This is a genomic window from Kitasatospora aureofaciens, assembly GCF_019192735.1.
GTDB lineage: Bacteria > Actinomycetota > Actinomycetes > Streptomycetales > Streptomycetaceae > Kitasatospora > Kitasatospora aureofaciens_A.
Map to the genome: position 1 here is coordinate 23,389 of NZ_JAHTKP010000050.1, position 19,133 is coordinate 42,521.

General features: G+C 71.4%; 12 protein-coding genes. 4 read left to right on the forward strand and 8 right to left on the reverse strand.

Going from position 1 to position 19,133, the window contains the following annotated elements:
- Positions 1-38: 38 nt before the first annotated feature.
- The 4 genes from KV557_RS31900 to KV557_RS31915 all read right to left on the reverse strand — a co-directional run bounded on the left by KV557_RS31900 (position 39) and on the right by KV557_RS31915 (position 9,385).
- Complete coding sequence (locus KV557_RS31900; protein ID WP_218205036.1) at positions 39-4,985, reverse strand: NAD-glutamate dehydrogenase; 4,947 nt, start codon at positions 4,983-4,985, stop codon at positions 39-41.
- Between the two features lie 287 nt (positions 4,986-5,272).
- Positions 5,273-6,898: an L-glutamate gamma-semialdehyde dehydrogenase gene (gene pruA, locus KV557_RS31905; protein WP_218205052.1), complete on the reverse strand. Its 1,626-nt coding sequence runs from the start codon at positions 6,896-6,898 to the stop codon at positions 5,273-5,275.
- Positions 6,899-7,086: 188 nt separating this feature from the next.
- A complete protein-coding gene (locus KV557_RS31910) occupies positions 7,087-7,743 on the reverse strand; it encodes an HAD family hydrolase (protein WP_308130173.1) in 657 nt (218 codons plus the stop codon).
- 385 nt (positions 7,744-8,128) lie between these two features.
- Positions 8,129-9,385, reverse strand: a complete 1,257-nt coding sequence (locus KV557_RS31915; RefSeq protein WP_308130174.1) for a transcriptional regulator — start codon at positions 9,383-9,385, stop codon at positions 8,129-8,131.
- Positions 9,386-9,699: 314 nt separating this feature from the next.
- Here KV557_RS31915 and KV557_RS31920 point away from each other — a divergent pair, with 314 nt between their 5' ends.
- Entirely contained in the window at positions 9,700-10,935 is a 1,236-nt protein-coding gene (locus KV557_RS31920; protein ID WP_308130175.1) for a L,D-transpeptidase, read from the forward strand.
- Between the two features lie 119 nt (positions 10,936-11,054).
- On the opposite strand, the gene KV557_RS31925 is transcribed toward KV557_RS31920, so the two are convergent.
- From KV557_RS31925 to KV557_RS31935, 3 genes are all read right to left on the reverse strand, one after another.
- Positions 11,055-11,327 (reverse strand): hypothetical protein, encoded by a 273-nt coding sequence (locus KV557_RS31925; protein ID WP_218205039.1) that lies wholly within the window; start codon positions 11,325-11,327, stop codon positions 11,055-11,057.
- A 413-nt stretch (positions 11,328-11,740) separates the two neighbouring features.
- Complete coding sequence (locus KV557_RS31930; protein WP_218205040.1) at positions 11,741-12,250, reverse strand: DUF6912 family protein; 510 nt, start codon at positions 12,248-12,250, stop codon at positions 11,741-11,743.
- A 90-nt stretch (positions 12,251-12,340) separates the two neighbouring features.
- Positions 12,341-13,402: a patatin-like phospholipase family protein gene (locus KV557_RS31935; RefSeq protein WP_218205041.1), complete on the reverse strand. Its 1,062-nt coding sequence runs from the start codon at positions 13,400-13,402 to the stop codon at positions 12,341-12,343.
- A 389-nt stretch (positions 13,403-13,791) separates the two neighbouring features.
- Here KV557_RS31935 and KV557_RS31940 point away from each other — a divergent pair, with 389 nt between their 5' ends.
- Complete coding sequence (locus tag KV557_RS31940; RefSeq protein ID WP_218205042.1) at positions 13,792-14,232, forward strand: Rv3235 family protein; 441 nt, start codon at positions 13,792-13,794, stop codon at positions 14,230-14,232.
- 59 nt (positions 14,233-14,291) lie between these two features.
- On the opposite strand, the gene secA is transcribed toward KV557_RS31940, so the two are convergent.
- Positions 14,292-17,054: a preprotein translocase subunit SecA gene (secA, locus tag KV557_RS31945; protein WP_218205043.1), complete on the reverse strand. Its 2,763-nt coding sequence runs from the start codon at positions 17,052-17,054 to the stop codon at positions 14,292-14,294.
- Positions 17,055-17,296: 242 nt separating this feature from the next.
- Between secA and KV557_RS31950 the strand changes: the two genes are divergently transcribed.
- Positions 17,297-17,854 carry a GNAT family N-acetyltransferase gene (locus KV557_RS31950; protein WP_218205044.1) on the forward strand — a complete coding sequence of 186 codons (558 nt, stop codon included), beginning with the start codon at positions 17,297-17,299 and terminating at the stop codon, positions 17,852-17,854.
- A gap of 78 nt (positions 17,855-17,932) precedes the next feature.
- On the forward strand, positions 17,933-19,126 hold the full coding sequence (locus tag KV557_RS31955) for a winged helix-turn-helix domain-containing protein (RefSeq protein ID WP_218205045.1): 1,194 nt from the start codon (positions 17,933-17,935) through the stop codon (positions 19,124-19,126).
- Positions 19,127-19,133 lie beyond the last annotated feature (7 nt).

Consider the following 19,133-nt stretch of genomic DNA (forward strand, 5'->3'; position numbering starts at 1 on the left):
GGAGGACGCGGGCCCGCCGGTGCCGGCTCAGCCGACCGTCAGCGCATCGACCCCGTGCGCAGGAGCGTGCGGATGACGCGCATCGCGACCGAGAGGCTGGACAGCTCGTAGTTGTCCGAACCCCTTATGTCGTCGAGGGTGCTCTTGGCGCGGTTCAGCAGCGTGGCGTTGAGCTCCGCCCAGGCGGTGTAGCGCTCCTCCGGGGTGGCGCCCTCGGGGCCGCAGACGAGGACGTCGGCGGTCAGCGCCGCGTGGGCCGCGAAGAGGTCCTCGCGGATCGCGGCCCGGGCCATCGACGACCAGCGGTCGGTCCGGGGCAGCTCGATGATGCGGTCGAGCAGGTGGGAGATCTGGAGCCGGTCGCCCAGGTCGTAGTAGAGCTCGGCGACGTCCGCGACGTCCTTGCCGGAGCGGTCCGCGACCTCGGTGATGTCCAGGGTCGGGAAGACCGAGGACAGGCCCGCGATCCGGGTGGCCAGCTCCTCCGGCACGCCGGCCGCGGCGAGCTCGTTGTACACCGACTCGAACCAAACCTGGTCCTCGCCGCGCAGCGGCTTGGGCAGCGAGCCCCAGACCTGGTTGACCCGGTCGTGGAAGAACTCGATGGTGCCGGCGATGTCGAGCGGCTGGCGGCGGTTGTTGAGCATCCACCGGGTGGCGCGCTCGACCAGACGCCGCGAGTGCAGCCGCATCTTGGTCTGGCCCCGGGCCGGGACCTGGTTGTCCAGGCCCTCGATCTCGGCCCAGATCTCCTCCAGGCCGAACACGGCCCGCGCGGCGGTGTGCGTCCGGGCGATCTCCTCGTAGGTCGCGCCGGTCTCCTCCTTCAGGCGGAAGGCGAAGGTGCAGCCACCGCGGTTGATCGTGTCGTTGACGATCAGCGTGGTGATGATCTCGCGGCGCAGCGCGTGGCTGTCGATCGCGTCGGCGAACCGGGTCCGCAGCGCGCTCGGGAAGTACTCGTGCAGCGCGGTGCGGAAGTACGGGTCGTCGGGCAGGTCGGTGGCGAGCAGCTCGTCGGCCAGCGTGATCTTGGTGTACGCGAGCAGGACGGACATCTCGGGCTGCGAGAGGCCGCGGGCGTTCTGCTGGCGCTCGCGGATCTGGCGCTCGGCGGGCAGGAACTCCAGGCCCCGGTCGAGCTGGCCGGCCGCCTCGAAGCGGTTGATCATCCGCGCGTGGACGTTGACCATGCTGTGCGCCTGGGCGACGGCGTTGGCCAGGACCACGTTCTGCGCGTAGTTGTTGCGCAGCACCAGGTGGCCGACCTCGTCGGTCATCTCGGCCAGCAGGGCGTTGCGCTGCTTGACCGTCATGTCGCCCTCGGCGACCACCCGGTTGAGCAGGATCTTGATGTTGACCTCGTGGTCCGAGGTGTCCACACCGGCGGAGTTGTCGATCGCGTCGGTGTTGATCCAGCCGCCGGTGGCCTCCGGGCCGCCGACCGCCGCGTACTCGATCCGGCCGAGCTGGGTGCAGCCGAGGTTGCCGCCCTCGCCGATGACCCGGGCCCGGACCTGCTCGCCGTTGACGCGGATGGCGTCGTTGGCCTTGTCGCCGACCTCGGCATTGGTCTCGGCCGAGGCCTTGACGTAGGTGCCGATGCCGCCGTTCCAGAACAGGTCGACCGGCGCCTGCAGGATCGCCTTCATCAGCTCGGCCGGGGTGAGCCGGGAGTCCTGGATGCCGAGGGCGGTCCGGACGTGCGCGCTGAGCTGGATCGACTTGGCGCTGCGCGGGAAGACCCCGCCGCCGGCCGAGATCAGCGACTTGTCGTAGTCGTCCCAGGAGCTGCGCGGCAGCGCGAAGAGGCGGCGGCGCTCGGCGTACGAGACGGCCGCGTCCGGGTTCGGGTCGAGGAAGATGTGGCGGTGGTCGAAGGCGGCGACCAGCCGGATGTGCTCGCTGAGCAGCATGCCGTTGCCGAAGACGTCGCCGGACATGTCGCCGATGCCGATGACGGTGAAGTCCTCGGTCTGGGTGTCGACGCCGAGCTCGCGGAAGTTGCGCTTGACCGACTCCCAGGCGCCGCGGGCGGTGATGCCCATGCCCTTGTGGTCGTAGCCGGCCGAGCCGCCCGAGGCGAACGCGTCGCCCAGCCAGAAGCCGTACGACTCGGCGACGCCGTTGGCGATGTCGGAGAAGGTCGCGGTGCCCTTGTCGGCGGCGACGACCAGGTAGGTGTCGTCCTCGTCGTGGCGGACCACGTCGGCCGGGTGGACGACCTCGCCGCCGACCAGGTTGTCGGTGATGTCCAGCAGCGCCGAGATGAAGGTCTTGTACGAGGAGACGCCCTCGGCCAGCCAGGCGTCGCGGTCCACCGACGGGTCCGGCAGCTGCTTGGCGACGAAGCCGCCCTTGGCGCCGACCGGCACGATGACGGTGTTCTTCACCATCTGCGCCTTGACCAGGCCGAGGATCTCGGTGCGGAAGTCCTCACGCCGGTCGGACCAGCGCAGACCGCCGCGGGCGACCTTGCCGAAGCGCAGGTGCACGCCCTCGACCTGCGGCGAGTAGACCCAGATCTCGAACGCCGGGCGCGGGGCCGGCAGGTCCGGGATGGCCTTCGGGTCGAACTTCATCGACACGTAGGAGTGCCACACGCCGACGCCGTCGTGCTGGAAGAAGTTGGTCCGCAGGGTGGCCTTGATGAGGTGCAGGAAGGAGCGCAGGATGCGGTCCTCGTCCAGCGAGACGACCTCGTCGAGCGCGCCGGACAGCTCCTCCAGGATGCCCTCGGTCAGCTCCAGGGCGCCCGAACGGTGGCTCGGGCTGAGCCGGGCCTCGAACAGGTTGACCAGCAGGCGGGTGGTGTGGGTGTTGTTGCGGAGCGCGTCCTCCATGTAGTCCTGGGAGAACGTGGAGCCCGCCTGGCGCAGGTACTTGGCGTACGCGCGCAGCATCATCGCCTGCCGCCAGCCCAGCCCGGCAGTGAGCACCAGCTCGTTGAAGCCGTCGTTCTCGGCCTTGCCGGTCCAGGTGGCGGCGAAGGTCTCCTGGAAGCGCTCGCGCGCCTCGTCGGTGAGCCCGGTGGCCTCGCGCAGCCGCAGGCCGAAGTCGTACACCCACGCGGTGGTGCCGTCGGAGCGGCGCAGCGCGTACGGGTGCTCGTCCAGCACCTCGACGCCCAGGCGCTGGAGCACCGGCAGGACCTCGGTGAGCGAGATCGGGCCGCCGACCCGGTAGATCTTGAAGCGGCGCTCGTCGTCGCCGGCGCCGACCGGCTGGTACAGGTTGAGGCGGAAGTCGCCCTCGCCGTGCAGCGACTCGATCTGCTTGAGGTCGGAGACGGCGGTGCGCGGCGGGAAGTCGGCGCGGTAGCCGTCGGGGAAGGCGTTGGCGTACTTGTGGCCGAGCTCGGCGGCCTTCTCCTCGCCCAGCTCGGTGTGCAGCTGGTCGTGGAAGCCGTCCATCCAGAACCGGGCGGCCTCGGCCAGGCGGTTCTCGATCCGCTCGATGTCGGTGTCGGTGAGCTGCGGCAGCTCGGTGCCGGGGGCGACCCGGACCACGAAGTGCAGGCGGGTCAGCACCGACTCGGTGGCGTACACCGTGTAGTCGATGGCGTCGCCGTTCAGCTCTTCCTTGAGGATGTCGGTGAGCAGCAGCCGGATCCGGGTGGTGTACCGGTCGCGCGGCAGGTAGATGAACGCCGAGTAGTAGCGCCCGTACTCGTCCTGGCGCAGGAACAGGCGGAGCTTACGGCGCTCCTGCAGGTACAGCACGCTGGTGGCGATGGAGAGGAGCTCGGAGGCCGAGGTCTGGAAGATCTCGTCCCGGGGGAAGGTCTCCATGATCTGCAGCAGGTCGCGGCCGTCGTGGCTCTCGCTGGAGAAGCCGGAGCTTTCCAGGACGGCCTGGACCTTGCGGCGCACGACCGGGATCCGGGTGACCGACTCGGTGTACGCGGCGGAGGAGAACAGGCCGAGGAAGCGGCGCTCGCCGATGGGCTCGCCGGCGGCGTTGAACTTCTTCACGCCGACGTAGTCCAGGTAGGCCGGGCGGTGCACGGTGGCGCGGCTGTTGGCCTTGGTGAGGACGAGCAGCTTCTTCTCGTGGGCCTTGGCGCGGACCGGCGCGGAGAGCCGGCCGAAGGCCTCGCTGACCGAGTGGTGGCGGTCGTCGTGGCTGCGCGGGTCGGCGCGCAGGATGCCGAGGCCGGTCCCGGCGACGGCCTTCAGGACCTCCTCGCCCTCGTGCTCGACCAGGTCGTACTCGCGGTAGCCGAGGAAGGTGAAGTGGTCGTCGGCGAGCCAGCGCATCAGCTCCCAGGCCTCGCCGACCTCCTGCTCGGCCAGGCCGGCCGGGGGCTCCTCGGCCAGCTCGTCGGCCAGGCGCAGCGCGCTGTCGCGCATCTTGCCCCAGTCCTCGACGACCTCGCGGACGTCGCCGAGCACCCGGCGCAGGTTGGTCTCGATGCCGCGCAGGTCCTCGCGGTCGGTCTCGCGGTCGATCTCGATGTGCATCCACGACTCGACGGTCGCGTCGGCGGGCCACTCGGTGCCGGCGGCCTGGCTGCGGGCGCAGGCGTCGACGTCCAGGATCTCCAGCAGCTTGCCGGTGATGTCGCGGCGGACCACCAGCTGGGGGTGGATCACGATGTGGATCGCACGGTCCTGGCGGGACAGCTCGTTGGTGACGGAGTCGACCAGGAAGGGCATGTCGTCGGTGACGACCTCGACCACGGTGTGGCCGCAGGACCAGCCGTTCTCCTCGACCGAGGGGGTGTACACCCGCACCTCGGCGGTGCCCTGCGGGCGCTTGAGGCCCAGCCGGTAGTGGGAGGCTGCCGCGCCGTAGACGTCGACCGTGTCGCGGGCGACCACGTCCTCGGGAGCGGTGTGGAGGTAGTAGTGGTGCAGGTACGCGGTCAGAGCGCCGTTGCTCAGACCCTCCCCCGGCGCCGCTCCCCCCACCTGGCTGTTCTCAGCGGCAGCGGCTGCCTTCTTGAGCAGGTCGGCCTTGGCTGCGTCCAGCTTGGTCTGCATGACTTCTTGGCTCCTGTCGCGCGCCGTTGCGTGACTCGGTTGGTGTGTGGATGTACACCGACGGGTCACCTGCAATCCTGCCGCACCATCCGACTGAAAGAGCCTCATGGCACGCATGAAACCCTTCGCAGCGGGTAGGACGAGTCATTCGGCCTGCGAAGCCACCCGACGACGCCGCCCAGCCTAACCGGATCATTCGAAGGTGGACAGGGACAGGTAGGCACAAACCTGCAGGAAGAAAGGTCCGTCCTGGACACCATGTCCAATCCGGAGCCTGGTGTTCGCCATCAGCCCATATGCGGGTAACCGTGCTGCGTCGGCGGGACGAAGGTCTCCTTGATCGAACGGGCCGAGGTCCAGCGGAGCAGGTTCTGCGCGGCGCCCGCCTTGTCGTTGGTGCCGGACGCCCGGCCGCCGCCGAAGGGCTGCTGGCCGACCACCGCGCCGGTCGGTTTGTCGTTGATGTAGAAGTTTCCGGCCGTGAAACGCAGTTCCTCCACGGCCTGGGCGATCGCGTAACGATCCTGTGCGACGACCGAGCCCGTGAGGCCGTACGGGGCGCCGGAGTCGACCCGGCCGAGCACGTCCTCCCAGCGGGCGTCCTCGTAGACGTGGATCGCGAGGATCGGGCCGAAGTACTCGGTCCGGAAGATCTCGCCCCGGTGGTCGGAGGACACCAGCACGGTCGGCCGGACGAACCAGCCGATCGCGTCGTCGTACTGGCCGCCGGCCGCCAGCTCGATCGTCGGGTCGTTCTTGGCCCGCTCGATGGCGTCCCGGTTCTTCTCGAAGGCCCGGCGGTCGATGAGCGCGCCCATGAAGTTCGAGAGGTCGGTGACGTCGCCGACCGCCAGGGCGTCCACCTCGGCCAGGAAGTCGTCCTTGATCTTCTGCCAGAGGCTGCGCGGCAGGTAGGCGCGGGAGAGCGCCGAGCACTTCTGGCCCTGGTACTCGAAGGCGCCGCGGATCAGCGCGGTCCTGAGGATCTCCGGGTCGGCCGAGCGGTGGGCGAGCAGGAAGTCCTTGCCGCCGGTCTCGCCGACGATCCGCGGGTACGTCCGGTAGCCGCCGATGTTGGCGCCGACGGTCTGCCAGAGCGACTGGAAGGTGGCGGTGGAGCCGGTGAAGTGCAGCCCGGCCAGCGCCGGGTCGGTGAGCGCGACCGGGGACACCTGGAGGCCGTCGCCGGTGACCAGGTTGATCACCCCGGGCGGCAGGCCCGCCGCCTCCAGCAGCCGCATCAGGTGGTGGGCGGCCAGGGTCTGGGTCGGTGCGGGCTTCCAGACCACGGTGTTGCCCATCAGCGCGGGGGCGGTGGGCAGGTTCCCGGCGATCGCGGTGAAGTTGAACGGGGTGATCGCGTAGACGAAACCTTCCAGTGGGCGGTGGTCGGTGCGGTTCCACACGCCCGGCGAGGAGATCGGCTGGTCGGCCAGGACCTGCCGGGCGAAGTGGACGTTGAACCGCCAGAAGTCGATCAGCTCGCAGGCCGCGTCGATCTCGGCCTGCTGCACGGTCTTGGACTGGCCCAGCATGGTCGCCGCGTTGAGGGTCTCCCGCCAGGGCCCGGCCAGCAGGTCGGCGGCGCGCAGGAAGACCGCCGCCCGGTCGTCGAAGGAGAGCGAGCGCCACTGCCGCCCGGCGGCCAGCGCAGCGTCCACCGCCGCCCGGGCGTCCTCCCGGGTGGCGTTGCCGAGCACGCCCAGCTTGGCCGCGTGGTGGTGCGGTTGGACGACGTCGATCCGCTCGCCGCCGCCGAAGCGCTGCTCGCCGCCGATGGTCATCGGCAGCGCGACCTGCTCGGCCGCCAGCTCGTCCAGCCGCCGCACCAGGCGCTCGCGCTCCGGACTGCCCGGCGCGTACGACCGCACGGGCTCGTTGACCGGGGTCGGCACCTGGGTGAGTGCGTCGATGGGCATGGCGGCTCCGTCCTGCTGGCTGCTGCGGGCTGTGTCTGCTGGTGTCAGTCCAGCCTGACCAGCGCCCGGCGGATCCGCCCGTTCAGACACGCGAGCGGCGGACGTGGCGCCCGCCACGTCCACCCACGGCATCCGTGCAGCTCAGCCTGTGCGGCTCACCCGTGCAGCTCAGCCCGTGCAGCTCAGCCCGCGATCCGCCCGGCCAGCTCGACCGCCTCGGCAAGGGTGTCCACGACCGGCACGCCGACCGGCTCCAGCTTCTCCCGGGTGTGCGAGCCGCCCGTGTACAGCACAGCGTGCGCGCCCGCACTCAGCGCCGCCATGGCGTCGTCCGCGGCGTCCCCGATCAGCACCGTCCGGGCCGGGTCCACCCGCTCGCCGAGGGCGGCCAGGTGCCGGGCCAGCTGCTCCGCCTTCTGGCCGCCGGACGGGCCGCTGCGCCCGTCCACCCGCAGGAACCGGCCGGTCAGGTCGAAGGCGTCGACCAGCGGCACCAGCTTCGCGTGCTCGTACATCGACAGCAGGGACTGGCTGTGCCCGGCCTCCCGCCAGCCGTCCAGCAGCTCGCGCACGCCCTCGGTCAGGCCGCAGGCCGGGCTCAGCTCGCGGTAGCGGTCGTGGAAGGCGTCGTCCAGCAGCACCCACTCGTCCTGGGACGGCATCCGGCCGAGCAGCCGCTCGTAGAAGCGGGGGATCGGGATCTCGTACTGCGCGCGGTACTCCTCCAGGGTCATCGGGCCGATGCCGACGGCCGCGAACGCGGCGTTGCTCGCGCCGAGCACCGCCTCCATGTCGTGGAAGAGCGTGCCGTTCCAGTCCCACACGATGTGATTACGCACGTCGGGAACGGTAACCCCGGTTGTCGAGCGGCACCAAAGAGTGCAGTAGCGCATGATTCAGTGCAGTCACTTCTGCAGTACCGCAGCGAACAGTGCAGTAACCCGGTTAATCACCACGGTGAGTGACCAAGAGGTATCAGCGTTCGGCCGGTGCGGAGGCGGCTGGAGCGACCAGTCTGTTGCCCACAGCCTGTGGATAAGGATCGACACCGAAACCGAAGCCGCAGCGACGAAGCTTGCCCGGTTTGTGATGGAGATCGCCCACAACTACGGCGTCAGCCAGGTAGGTGCTCTGCTGCCCGTGGAGGCACTCAAGGACAAAACGGCCCGCGGGGACACCCCGCGGGCCGCTCCGATTCCCCGCTGGCGGGACCCCGAGCGGTCGTCACTCCTGGAAGGGACTCGGCTCCCAGGCATTCCCGCCGTTCGGGAACCTGTACAGCGGCCGGCCCTTGACCGCGCTGGTGCGGAACGGCATGCCGTCGCCGAGACCGATGGGCAGCGTGCCCTTCCGGTTGCCACTGGACCACTCCAGTTCCAGGTACCAGCTGACGTCGTGAGAGGTGGTCTCGGCGGTGACCTCGATGACCTCCGGGTCCCGCTCGCTCACCTTGACCGGCAGGCCGGTTCTGCCCTCGGTCACGACCGGACGGGGGCGGGCCGCGTCCAGGTCGAGGTCGAACGAGTGGACGCCGACTCCGCCGCCGCAGCCCTCTCCCACGGAGTAGGCGTTCCAGGCCAGCGGGGCCGCGATCCGGGCGATGCGGACGTTGAGCGCGGTCAGCACCACGGTGTCGCTGCCAGTGCCCTGCACCGTGAGCTCGATGGACTGGTAGTGGCCGGGGACCGCCCCGACCTTGGAGACCCAGGCGGGGATGTCCACCACCGCAGGCGGCCGGGGGACTTGCGACGGCGGGCGGTCGACGACGTACCGGTCGCACTCGGGGTCCCGGCCGAACGGGCGGACCACGACGGTAATCGGGGCACTCGCACCCCGGTCGGCGGCGCCGGCCGGCCCCGACTGGCTCGCGCCGGCGGCGACCGGCGTGGCGCCGGGGGCCGGGGAGCCGGCCGACGGCCCGGCGTCCGCCGCCGGGGCGGGAACGGACTCGGGGTCACCGCCCGGATGGGTCTTGACACCTGTGGCCACAGCCCCGATGGCGGCGAGCACCGCGGCAGCCGCGACAGCGGCGAGTACACCCCGGCGCACGCGCCGCCGCGTCGGCACGGCGGAGGTACGCGCGGGGGTGGCCGTCCCGTCCTCCGCGACGCCTCCCGCGGCCGGCCGCGCTTCCGGTTCGGCTACCGCTTCAACTTCCGGTTCCGGTGCCGTGAGGGGCTCCGGTGCCGCGGGGGCGGGGGCGGACGCCTGCCGGTTCCCCCGCGCCGCGTGGGCGGTGACCCACAACCGGTAGAGCTCGGTGCGTTCCTCCGGTGTCGCCCGGCACAGCCGCGCGAGGCGCTCCAGTGGGGCGAACTCCACCGGCATCACATCGCCGTTGCAGTAGCGGTGCAGGGCCGACGTGCTCACGTGCAGCCGCTTCGCCAGCGCACCGTAACTGAGCCCCGACCGGCTCTTCAGCTCCTGGAGCAGCCGCGCAACCTCGTCCTCCCCCCTCGACTCCCCGATCCCCTCTGGCACTGATCCTCCCCCTGCTCGTGCCCCCGTCATCGCACCCCCGGCTTCCGGCCGTCACCGACAGCCGGATCACCGGGACGCGGGCCGACGTGACCTCCGGCAGACAAGCACGCGGCAGACCGCCCCACGGTTCCCCTCAAGGGGACCGGCGGCACCGGCCGCGCCCTCCCAGCGCCCCGCTGGCGCGTCCCAGGAAGGTTACGTCTTCCCAGCTCAAACAGGGTAAAGGTGTCCCAGCATCCCTGATCGCCGGCCCACCGTTGCGGCCGGGACGAACCGGCACACAAGCTGACGGCGAACACCGATAGGGAGCAACTGTGAGCACTGTTCGGACGGCCCCGGCCGCGATACGCACCAACGACCGTTTCCACCGCGGTGCGGTGGCACTGGCGATGGGCGGGGTCCTGCTGATGTCCGCGGCTTGCGGCGACGGCCAGGACAAGGTCGCTGATGCCACCGCCACCGGCGCGCCCGGCGGGGCGGCTGCCGCAGCGACGCCGAGGACGTCGACCGCGGTGCTGGACGTGCAGCCGAAGGACGGGGCCCAGGCAGTCGCACCGACCGCGCTCCAGGTGTCCGTCTCCCACGGCAAACTCACCGCCGTCGACGTGACCGACAAGGACGGCAAGCCCGTCCAGGGCTCGATCACCCCGGACGGCACCGGCTGGAAGCCCGCCACCGCGCTCGCCCCCGGCACGGCGTACACGGTGAACGCCCAGGCGAAGGACGCCGACGGTCTGGTCTCCGCGGTCACCAGCGCCTTCACCACCGTCTCGCCCGGCAAGCAGGTGTCCACCAACGACAACATCGCCGACGGCCAGACCTACGGCGTGGGCATGATCGTCAAGGTGGACTTCAGCAGCAAGATCGTGAACAAGGACGCCGTCGCCAAGGCCATCACCTTCGAGACGGACAACGGCACCGAGGTGAAGGGCCACTGGTTCGGCGACAACCGGATCGACTTCCGCCCGGCGGAGTACTGGAAGCCGAACACCAAGGTCACCATCCACTACCGGCTGAAGGACGTCGAAGTCGCCCCCGGCGTCTGGGGCGACGTCGACAAGGACGACCCGTTCACCATCGGCCGCTCCCAGGTCACCACCGCGGACGCCGCCACGCACCAGATCACGATCGTGCGGGACGGCAAGTCCACCACCGTGCCGGCCACCCTCGGCGACGACCAGCACCCCTCCTGGGGCGGAACCATGGTCATCATGTCCAAGGAGAACGTCACCCACATGAACTCCCAGACCGTCGGCCTGGGCAATGAGTACAACATCCCTGACGTCCCTCACGCGATGCGGCTGACGAGGAGCGGCACCTACCTCCACGGGAACTACTGGTACAAGGGAGACCCGTTCGGCAAGGCCAACACCAGCCACGGCTGCGTCGCGCTCAAGGACGTGGAGGGCGGCCGCGACACCTCCCCCGCAGGGTCGTTCTTCAACAGCTCGCTGATCGGCGACGTCGTCACGGTCGTGAACACCAAGGAGAAGACCGTCGCCCCCGACAACGGCCTCAGCGGCTGGAACCTCCCCTGGGCCAAGTGGTAGCACCCGCCATTGCCGAGGAGCTGTCCTGCGCCGCCGGCGCGGGTGGAGGTCGGTCGGTCGCACTGCCGCTGGACGGCGGCACGGGCTCTGTTGACTTCCGGCGCGCGGAGTCGGCCGGGTCAGTAGCCCTCGCGCACCTCGAACACGCCGCTGTCCCAGTACACGGACGGCTCGTCGGCCTCGCTCGGCCAGTCGCTCTGCAGATAGCGGCGACCCCGACCGAGGGCCCTGACCCGGTGCGGGCTCAACCGTCCCGCCACCAGGTCGCCCGCCTCGGCGTCCGTGATCGGCAGCCCGGTCCGGTACTGCGCGTCCCGCGAGGCGACCCAGTCGACGTACTCGGTGAAGACGCTCACGTCGGTGTCCCGTCCGGAGAGCGTGGCGTTCGTCAACGCGAGCGAGCTGGAGGCGGTTGCGAAGGTGCGAGGCCCCGGCTTCGAACTCCTGGAAGAAGATCCCTGAACCGGCCCGAGTCACGTGCCCGACCCAGAACACGCTCCGTAACCGCTACTGAGCACAGGCCAGAGCGAAGACCGCCGCACTGCAGTCTTCCGTGCGCCAGCAGCGCCAAGAATCACCGCACGGAAGATTGCAGTCCCCAGGTCACAGTCGCGCCGACTGCATTCTTGTGTGCCGCTCGGCACCGGTCACCGGCGGGCCGGTAGGACCGGGCTCACGCGCCCGCTTCGCTCCGCTCGGCAGGGGCATTCGCCCATGCGCCCCTCTTGATGGCTCGCTCGCTTCGCTCGCTCACGCCGGTAATGGGCTCACGCGTCCCTCTCGATGGCTCGCTCGCTTCGCTCGCTCACGCCAGCAGGGACGGGATCTCCTGGGTCGCGAACCAGAGCAGGTCGTGGTCCTCGGCGCCGTCCACGGTGAACTGGGCGTCCTGGTCGCCCGCGTCGGCGGCGGCCACCGCGGCCACGGCCGCCGTCACGTCGCCGACCACCTCGTCGTCGGCGACGTCCGCGTGCACCGCCGCCGCCTTCGCCAGCTTCACCGGACCGGCCAGCACTACCCGGCCGAGCGAGGCCTGGTCCTGGTACTCGTCGCCGGGGAACGGCCGGACGGCCGAGTCGGCCACGTCCAGCGCCACCACGACCCGGCGGCGCGGCGCCTCCGGGTCGGCGGCGAGCAGCCGCAGGGAGGACTGCGCGGCCCGGTTCAGCGCCGCGTACTCCAGCTCCTCGATGTCGTCGCTGACGTACCACTCGCGCAGCGCGGGCGTCACCGCGTACGCCGCGGACTGCTCCAGGGCGCCGCCCGGGTGCGCCGCCGCCAGGCCGGTCAGGGTGGTGGGCACGTACACGCGCATCGGTGGCACTCTCCGGTTCGTCCAGCGGCACAGCTTCCAGCGCCCCAAGAATAAGCGCCGGACGCCCGTCCGTGATCACGTCCGCCCGGATCAGCGGGCCGCCGCCAGCATCTCGCGGCTGGTGCGCAGGGCGCTCTCCAGCACGGCGCCCCGACGGGCCGGGTCCATCATGTTCGGGCCCATCGCGGCCAGGTCCGCCGGCGTCGGCGCGAGCAGCCGCACGCGGACGCCCTCGGCCCGCAGCAGGGCAGCCTCGCGCAGCAGCTGCCGGGTCACCGCGCGGCGGTAACGGCTGACCAGCTGGGCCAGCACCCCGCGCGGACGGTCCCGGGCGCGCCACTCGCGCACTGCGGCGAGGTTGCCGTGCGCGGGGCGGTCCGTCCGGGGGTGCAGCCGCAGGGCCATCGGGGCGAGGACGTACACCTCGTCCAGGCCCCGGCCGAGCAGCAGGTCGGCGTTGGTGGCCGACCAGCAGCCGCCGTCCACGTACGCCGAACCGTTCAGGCGGACGGGCGCGAACCAGCCCGGGATCGCGCAGGAGGCCATCACGGCGTCGGCGATCGCGACGGCCGGGGCGTCCGGGTCGCCGAAGACCGTCCGGCGGCCGCTGCGGTAGTCCACCGCCGCCACCCGCAGCGCGCAGCCCGCCGGCCAGCTGCCCGGGCCGAGCAGGCCGCGGACCAGCTCGCCGACCGGGGCCAGCGAGCCGCGGCCGTGCGGCGCCACCGCCGACACCATGGTCAGCAGCGGGTACTCGCGCGGGTGCCGGACGGCGTCCCGCAACAGGTCGGGCGAGCCGATCCCGGCCCGCGGGCGCGGTGGGAGGGCGCCGCCCACGGCCGAGTCGTAGTCGAAGGCCACCCCGGCCAGCGGGCCGTCGGTGATCGGCAGGCCGCGCTGGTGGTCGCGCAGCTGCTCGGCGCGCACCCCGGCGGCCATCAGCGCGCCGAGGATCGAGCCCGCCGAGGTGCCGAGGAGCACGTCGGCGTCGCCCGGCGGCCGGCCGGTCGCCTCCTCGACGGCGCACAGCGCGCCGACCGTCCAGGCCGCGCCGAGCATCCCGCCGCCGCCCAGCACCAGGCCTCGCCGGGGCGTACCCCGGGCGGCGCCCGCCGCGGCCGGGGCGTCCGCCGCTGCTGCCCGTGTCGTCATGCCGGCCGCCTGTCGTCGTGGAGCGTCGTGGCCGCTCCTGCGGTTACCGGTCAGGTTCCGATCGTGCGCGCCGACGGCCGACCGGCGCAACGCGGCCCTGGCCGGGTACCACCCGGTCCGCCGAACCGGACCGTCCCCTTTCGTGCCGTCCGGCCCGTCCCCGCACGTCAACCGCGCGCCTACGGAACCGGCCGGGCTTCCTGTGCCACAACGGCCCATTCACCCGGATAGGTGAACTTCGGGACCCACTCGCCGCCACCCCGGAAAGCCCTTGCCGCCCCCACCCGCGCCCCGCTACCAAGGGACCCGTCGTACCCGCACCACCACCCGGGGAGCCACTCATGACCACCTCCCGGACGGCCCCGCACCACCGACCCGAGGACCAACCCGTGACCACACCGCTCGCCGCCCGCCCGCACCGACACCTGCGCGGCGCCACCCCGCACCCCGCCGGACGTCAGCCCCGGCACCCGCGCGCCACCTGCCCCGGCACGCCGCCCGGACACGACGCCCGCGCCCTGGCCGCCCGCTTCGCGCACCGGCTGGTCGAGGTGCTCACCGGCGCCCGGCCGTCCGGCCAGCTGATGCGGCACACCAGCCTGGACGGCTACGGCCAGCTCGCCTCCCTGGTCCGCGCCGGCGCGCTGCGGCGGGGCGGCGCCGCCGTCCGCCCGCGACTCGGCCCGGTGCACGACCGATCGCCCTCGCCCGACGCCGTCGAGGCCTGCGTCCGGGTCGACCTCGGGCGGCGGCACCACATGGTGGCCTTCCGGCTGGAGCAGCGCGGCCCGGCCGGGCAGTGGCAGTGCACCGCCGTGGAGGCCCGATGACGGCGCAGGGCGCCGCCCCCGTCGGGGAGCGGCGCCCTGTGCGGCAGCGTCGTGGAACCTCAGCCCTTGCGGCGGCGGCCCTTGGCCGACTTGGCGGCCTTGCGGCGCTCGGCACGGGTCATGCCGTCGCCCTCGTCCTCCGGCGCGAGGTCCTCGAAGTCGCCCTCGACCACACCGCCGCCGACCTCCTCCGAGGGGGCCGTGTAGTGCAGCCGCTTCGGCTTCGGGGCCTCCAGGCCCTTGGCCTTGATCTCCGGGCGGGCGGCGTCCTTCTCCAGCTTGTCGAGCAGCACCTCGGCGTCCTCGACCGGGACCTCCTCGACCTGCTGCTCGACCTGGACCTCCAGGTTGAACAGGTAGCCGACGGACTCCTCCTTGATGCCCTCCATCATCGCGGTGAACATGTCGAAGCCCTCGCGCTGGTACTCGATCAGCGGGTCGCGCTGCGCCATGGCCCGCAGGCCGATGCCCTCCTGGAGGTAGTCCATCTCGTAGAGGTGCTCGCGCCAGCGGCGGTCCAGCACCGACAGGACGACCCGGCGCTCCAGCTCGCGCATGATCTCCTCGCCGAGCTGGTCCTCGCGGGCGCCGTACTGGGCCTGGATGTCCTCCTGGACGACCTTGATCAGGAACTCGGAAGTCATCCCGGCGGAGCCGCCGACCTCCTCCTCCAGCTCCTCCAGGTCCAGGGTGACCGGGTAGAGCTGCTTGAGCGCGGACCAGAGCTTCTCCAGGTCCCAGTCGTCCTCGAAGCCCTCGCCGGTGGCCGCGCGGACGTAGGCCTCGACGGTGTCGTCCATGAAGTGGCCGACCTGCTCCTGCAGGTCCTCGCCCTCCAGCACGCGGCGGCGCTCGCCGTAGATGACCTCGCGCTGGCGGTTCAGCACCTCGTCGTACTTCAGGACGTTCTTGCGGATCTCGAAGTTCTGCTGCTCGACCTGGGTCTGCGCGGAGGCGATGGCGCGGGTGACCATCTTGGACTCGATCGGCACGTCCTCGGGCACGTTGGCCATCGAGAGCACGCGCTCGACCATGCCGGCCTTGAACAGGCGCATCAGGTCGTCGCCCAGCGACAGGTAGAAGCGGGACTCGCCCGGGTCGCCCTGACGGCCGGAGCGGCCGCGCAGCTGGTTGTCGATGCGGCGGGACTCGTGCCGCTCGGTGCCGAGGACGTAGAGGCCGCCGGCCTCCTTGACCTCGTTCTGCTCGGCCTTGACCGAGGCCTTGGCCTTCTCCATCGCGGCCGGGAAGGCGGACTCGTACTCGTCCGGGGTGTCCGTCGGGGTCAGCCCGCGCTGCGCCAGCTCGGCGGCGGCGAGGTGGTCGGGGTTGCCACCGAGCATGATGTCGGTGCCGCGGCCGGCCATGTTGGTGGCGACGGTGACGGCGCCCTTGCGGCCGGCCTGCGCGACGATCTGCGCCTCGCGCTCGTGGTGCTTGGCGTTCAGCACCTCGTGCGGGATGCCGCGCTTGCGCAGCTCCTGGGACAGGTACTCGGACTTCTCGACCGACACGGTGCCGACCAGCACCGGCTGGCCCTTCTCGTGCTTCTCGGCGATGTCCTCGACCACGGCGGCGAACTTGGCCGGCTCCGACTTGTAGATCAGGTCGGGCTGGTCGATGCGCAGCGGGGTCTTGTTGGTCGGGATCGGGACGACGCCGAGCTTGTAGATCTGGTGGAACTCGGCGGCCTCGGTGGTGCCGGTACCGGTCATGCCGGCCAGCTTGTCGTAGAGGCGGAAGAAGTTCTGCAGGGTGATGGTGGCCAGGGTCTGGTTCTCGTTCTGGACCTCCACCCCTTCCTTGGCCTCGATCGCCTGGTGCATGCCCTCGTTGTAGCGGCGGCCGGCCAGGATACGGCCGGTGTGCTCGTCGACGATCATGACTTCGCCGTTCATGACGACGTAGTCCTTGTCCGCCTTGTACAGCTCCTTCGCCTTGATGGCGTTGTTCAGGAAGCCGACGAGCGGGGTGTTCACCGACTCGTAGAGGTTGTCGATGCCGAGGTAGTCCTCGACCCGGGTGACGCCCTCCTCCAGGATGCCGACGGTGCGCTTCTTCTCGTCGACCTCGTAGTCGCGGTCGATCTTCAGGCGCAGCACCAGCTTGGCGAAGTCGGCGTACCACTTGGTCGCCTGGTCGGCCGGGCCGGAGATGATCAGCGGGGTGCGGGCCTCGTCGATGAGGATCGAGTCGACCTCGTCGACCACCGCGAAGTTGTGGCCGCGCTGGACGAGTTCGTCCTGCGACCAGGCCATGTTGTCGCGCAGGTAGTCGAAGCCGAACTCGTTGTTGGTGCCGTACGTGATGTCCATCCCGTACTGGCGCTTGCGCTCGGCGGGCGTCATGTTGGCCAGGATCACGCCGACTTCGAGGCCGAGGAAGCGGTGCACCCGGCCCATCCACTCCGAGTCGCGCTCGGCGAGGTAGTCGTTGACGGTGATCAGGTGAACGCCCTTGCCGGTGAGCGCGTTCAGGTACGCGGGCAGGGTGCCGACGAGGGTCTTGCCCTCACCGGTGCGCATCTCGGCGACGTAGCCGTAGTGCAGCGCCGCGCCGCCCATGAGCTGGACGTCGTAGTGCCGCTGGCCGAGGACGCGCTTGGCGGCCTCGCGGACGGTGGCGAACGCCTCGGGGAGGATGTCGTCCAGGGACTCGCCGTCGGCGAGCCGCTGCTTGTACTCGTCGGTCAACGCGCGCAGCTCGGCGTCGGTGAGGTTGACGAAGTCCTCTTCGATGGAGTTGACCTGGGCAGCAATCCGCTGCAGCTTGCGAAGGATCTTGCCTTCGCCGGCGCGCAGGATCTTGTCGAAGACGGACACTTGAGCGGGCTCCTTGCCTGTATTGGCACTGGACGACTGCACGGCGGGTCCACCCCACCGCACGGGCCATCGTATGCGAGGAGTCCAATGCCCCGGGAGGTGCGTCAGCACGCTATTCCCGTGTCACTCGTGCGAGCACATGGCCCGATAGCACCGCCCACCGGGGCAAAACGGTCGCCGGCCCGTCGAGTTGGTGAATTATTCGGATGTCCGCCCTCCTCTTTGCACGGAATAATCCGGGCATGGAAGAGCTGCGCACCGCGCCCGTCACCCTCACGACCGACCGCCTCGTCCTGCGGGCGCCGCAGGAATCGGACATCGACGCGATCTTCGCCGCCTGCCAGGACGAGGAGATCCAGCGCTGGACGGTGGTACCGGTCCCGTACCGGCGCGAGGACGCGGAGTTCTTCGTCCGCACGCTGGCCCCGGCGGGGCTGCGCGAGGGCAGCGAGTTCATCTGGTGCGTCATCGATCGCGCGACGGGGCAGCTGGTCGGCACCCAGGCGGTCAGCCGCTTCGCGGCGGAGCCGACCGCCGCGTCCGTCGGCTGGTGGACGGTGAAGGAGCAGCGCGGCCGCGGCTACACCGTCGAGGCGGCCCGCGAGGTCGCCCGCTGGGCCCTCACCGACCTGGGGATCCGCCGACTCCAGTGGCTGGCCTACGTCGGCAACGACGGCTCGCGCGCGGTCGCCGAGCGGGTCGGCTACCGCTTCGAGGGCACCCTGCGCTCGTACGCCGAGCAGCGGGGCGTCTTCCACGACTCCTGGGTCGCCGCCATGCTCCCGTCCGATCTGGGCTGAGCCCGCCGTCGGTCCCCCCGCTGTCGGCGCCCCGCAGTCAATGCCCGGCTGTCAGCGCCCCGGACTACGCTCGCCGGCATGACCGCCGTGCCTGCCGACAGCTCCCCCGTCACCGCCCTGAGCGCCGACGACGCCCGCCGGATCGCCCTGCGCGCCCAGGGCCTGCTCGGCGCGCCGAACCGGCGGGCCGGGGTGCGCGGGGTGCTGCGGCACCTGGGCGCCGTCCAGCTGGACACCATCTCGGTGCTGGCCCGCTCGCACGAGCTGGTCCCGTACGCCCGGCTCGGCGCGGTCGGACGCCCGGCCGTCGAGACGGCGTACTGGGGCCACGCCACGAGCTTCGAGTACTGGTCGCACGCGGCGTGCATCCTGCCGGTCGAGGAGTGGCCGCTGTTCGCGTTCCGGCGCCGCCGGTACCGCGACCGGGGCCACGTCTGGGGGCAGCAGATCACGCCGGAGACGTACCGGCACGTGCTCGACAAGCTGCGCGCCGAGGGGCCGTTGACCTCCACCGAGCTGGGCGGTGCCAAGAAGACCGCCGAGTGGTGGGACTGGTCCGACACCAAGATCGCGGTCGAGCGGGCGCTGGCCTTCGGCGACGTGGTCTGCACCGAGCGCCGGAGCTGGAAGCGGGTCTACACACTCGCCGAACAGGCCATCCCGGACGCCCTGTTCGGGCAGGACCTCGCCGACGAGGAGTGCGTGCGCACCCTGGTCGCGCAGGCCGGCGCCGCCCTCGGCGTGGCCACCCGGGCCGACCTGCTGGACTACCACCGGCTGCGCGCCGAGGAGTTGGACCCGGTGCTCGCCGACTCCGGCCTGGTCCCGGTCCAGGTGGCCGGCTGGGGCCCGGACGGCACCGCGGCACCGGCCTGGGCCGATCCGGCCGCCCTGGCCGCCACCCCGCGCGGACGCCACCGCACCACGCTGCTCTCGCCGTTCGACTCGCTGGTCTGGGACCGCCCGCGCACCGAGCGGATCTTCGGCATGACGCACCGGCTGGAGGCCTACACGCCCAAGCACAAGCGGGTGCACGGCTACTTCGCGATGCCGCTGCTCAGCGGCGGCCGGCTGGTCGGCCGGGTCGACCCGGCCCGGGAGGGGCGCACCCTGGTCGCCCGTCAGGTCTCGCTGACCGCCGCCCGGCACGTCGAGGCGCTGGCGACGGCCCTGCGCGAGGCGGCCGCCTGGGTGGGCTGCGACGGTGTCCGGGTCGAGGCGCTGCACGACGAGCGCCTGCGCCCGGCCCTGGAGAAGCTGCTCGCGGCGTGAACCGCCC

What these genes read in the sequence shown, in the direction of transcription:
- KV557_RS31900 (WP_218205036.1), bottom strand. Translation starts at nt 4,985, where the DNA reads ATGCAGACCAAGCTGGACGCAGCCAAGGCCGACCTGCTCAAGAAGGCA.
- KV557_RS31930 (WP_218205040.1), bottom strand. Translation starts at nt 12,250, where the DNA reads ATGCGCGTGTACGTGCCCACCACCCTGACCGGCCTGGCGGCGGCGCAC.
- KV557_RS31935 (WP_218205041.1), bottom strand. Translation starts at nt 13,402, where the DNA reads ATGACGACACGGGCAGCAGCGGCGGACGCCCCGGCCGCGGCGGGCGCC.
- KV557_RS31950 (WP_218205044.1), top strand. Translation starts at nt 17,297, where the DNA reads ATGGAAGAGCTGCGCACCGCGCCCGTCACCCTCACGACCGACCGCCTC.
- KV557_RS31955 (WP_218205045.1), top strand. Translation starts at nt 17,933, where the DNA reads ATGACCGCCGTGCCTGCCGACAGCTCCCCCGTCACCGCCCTGAGCGCC.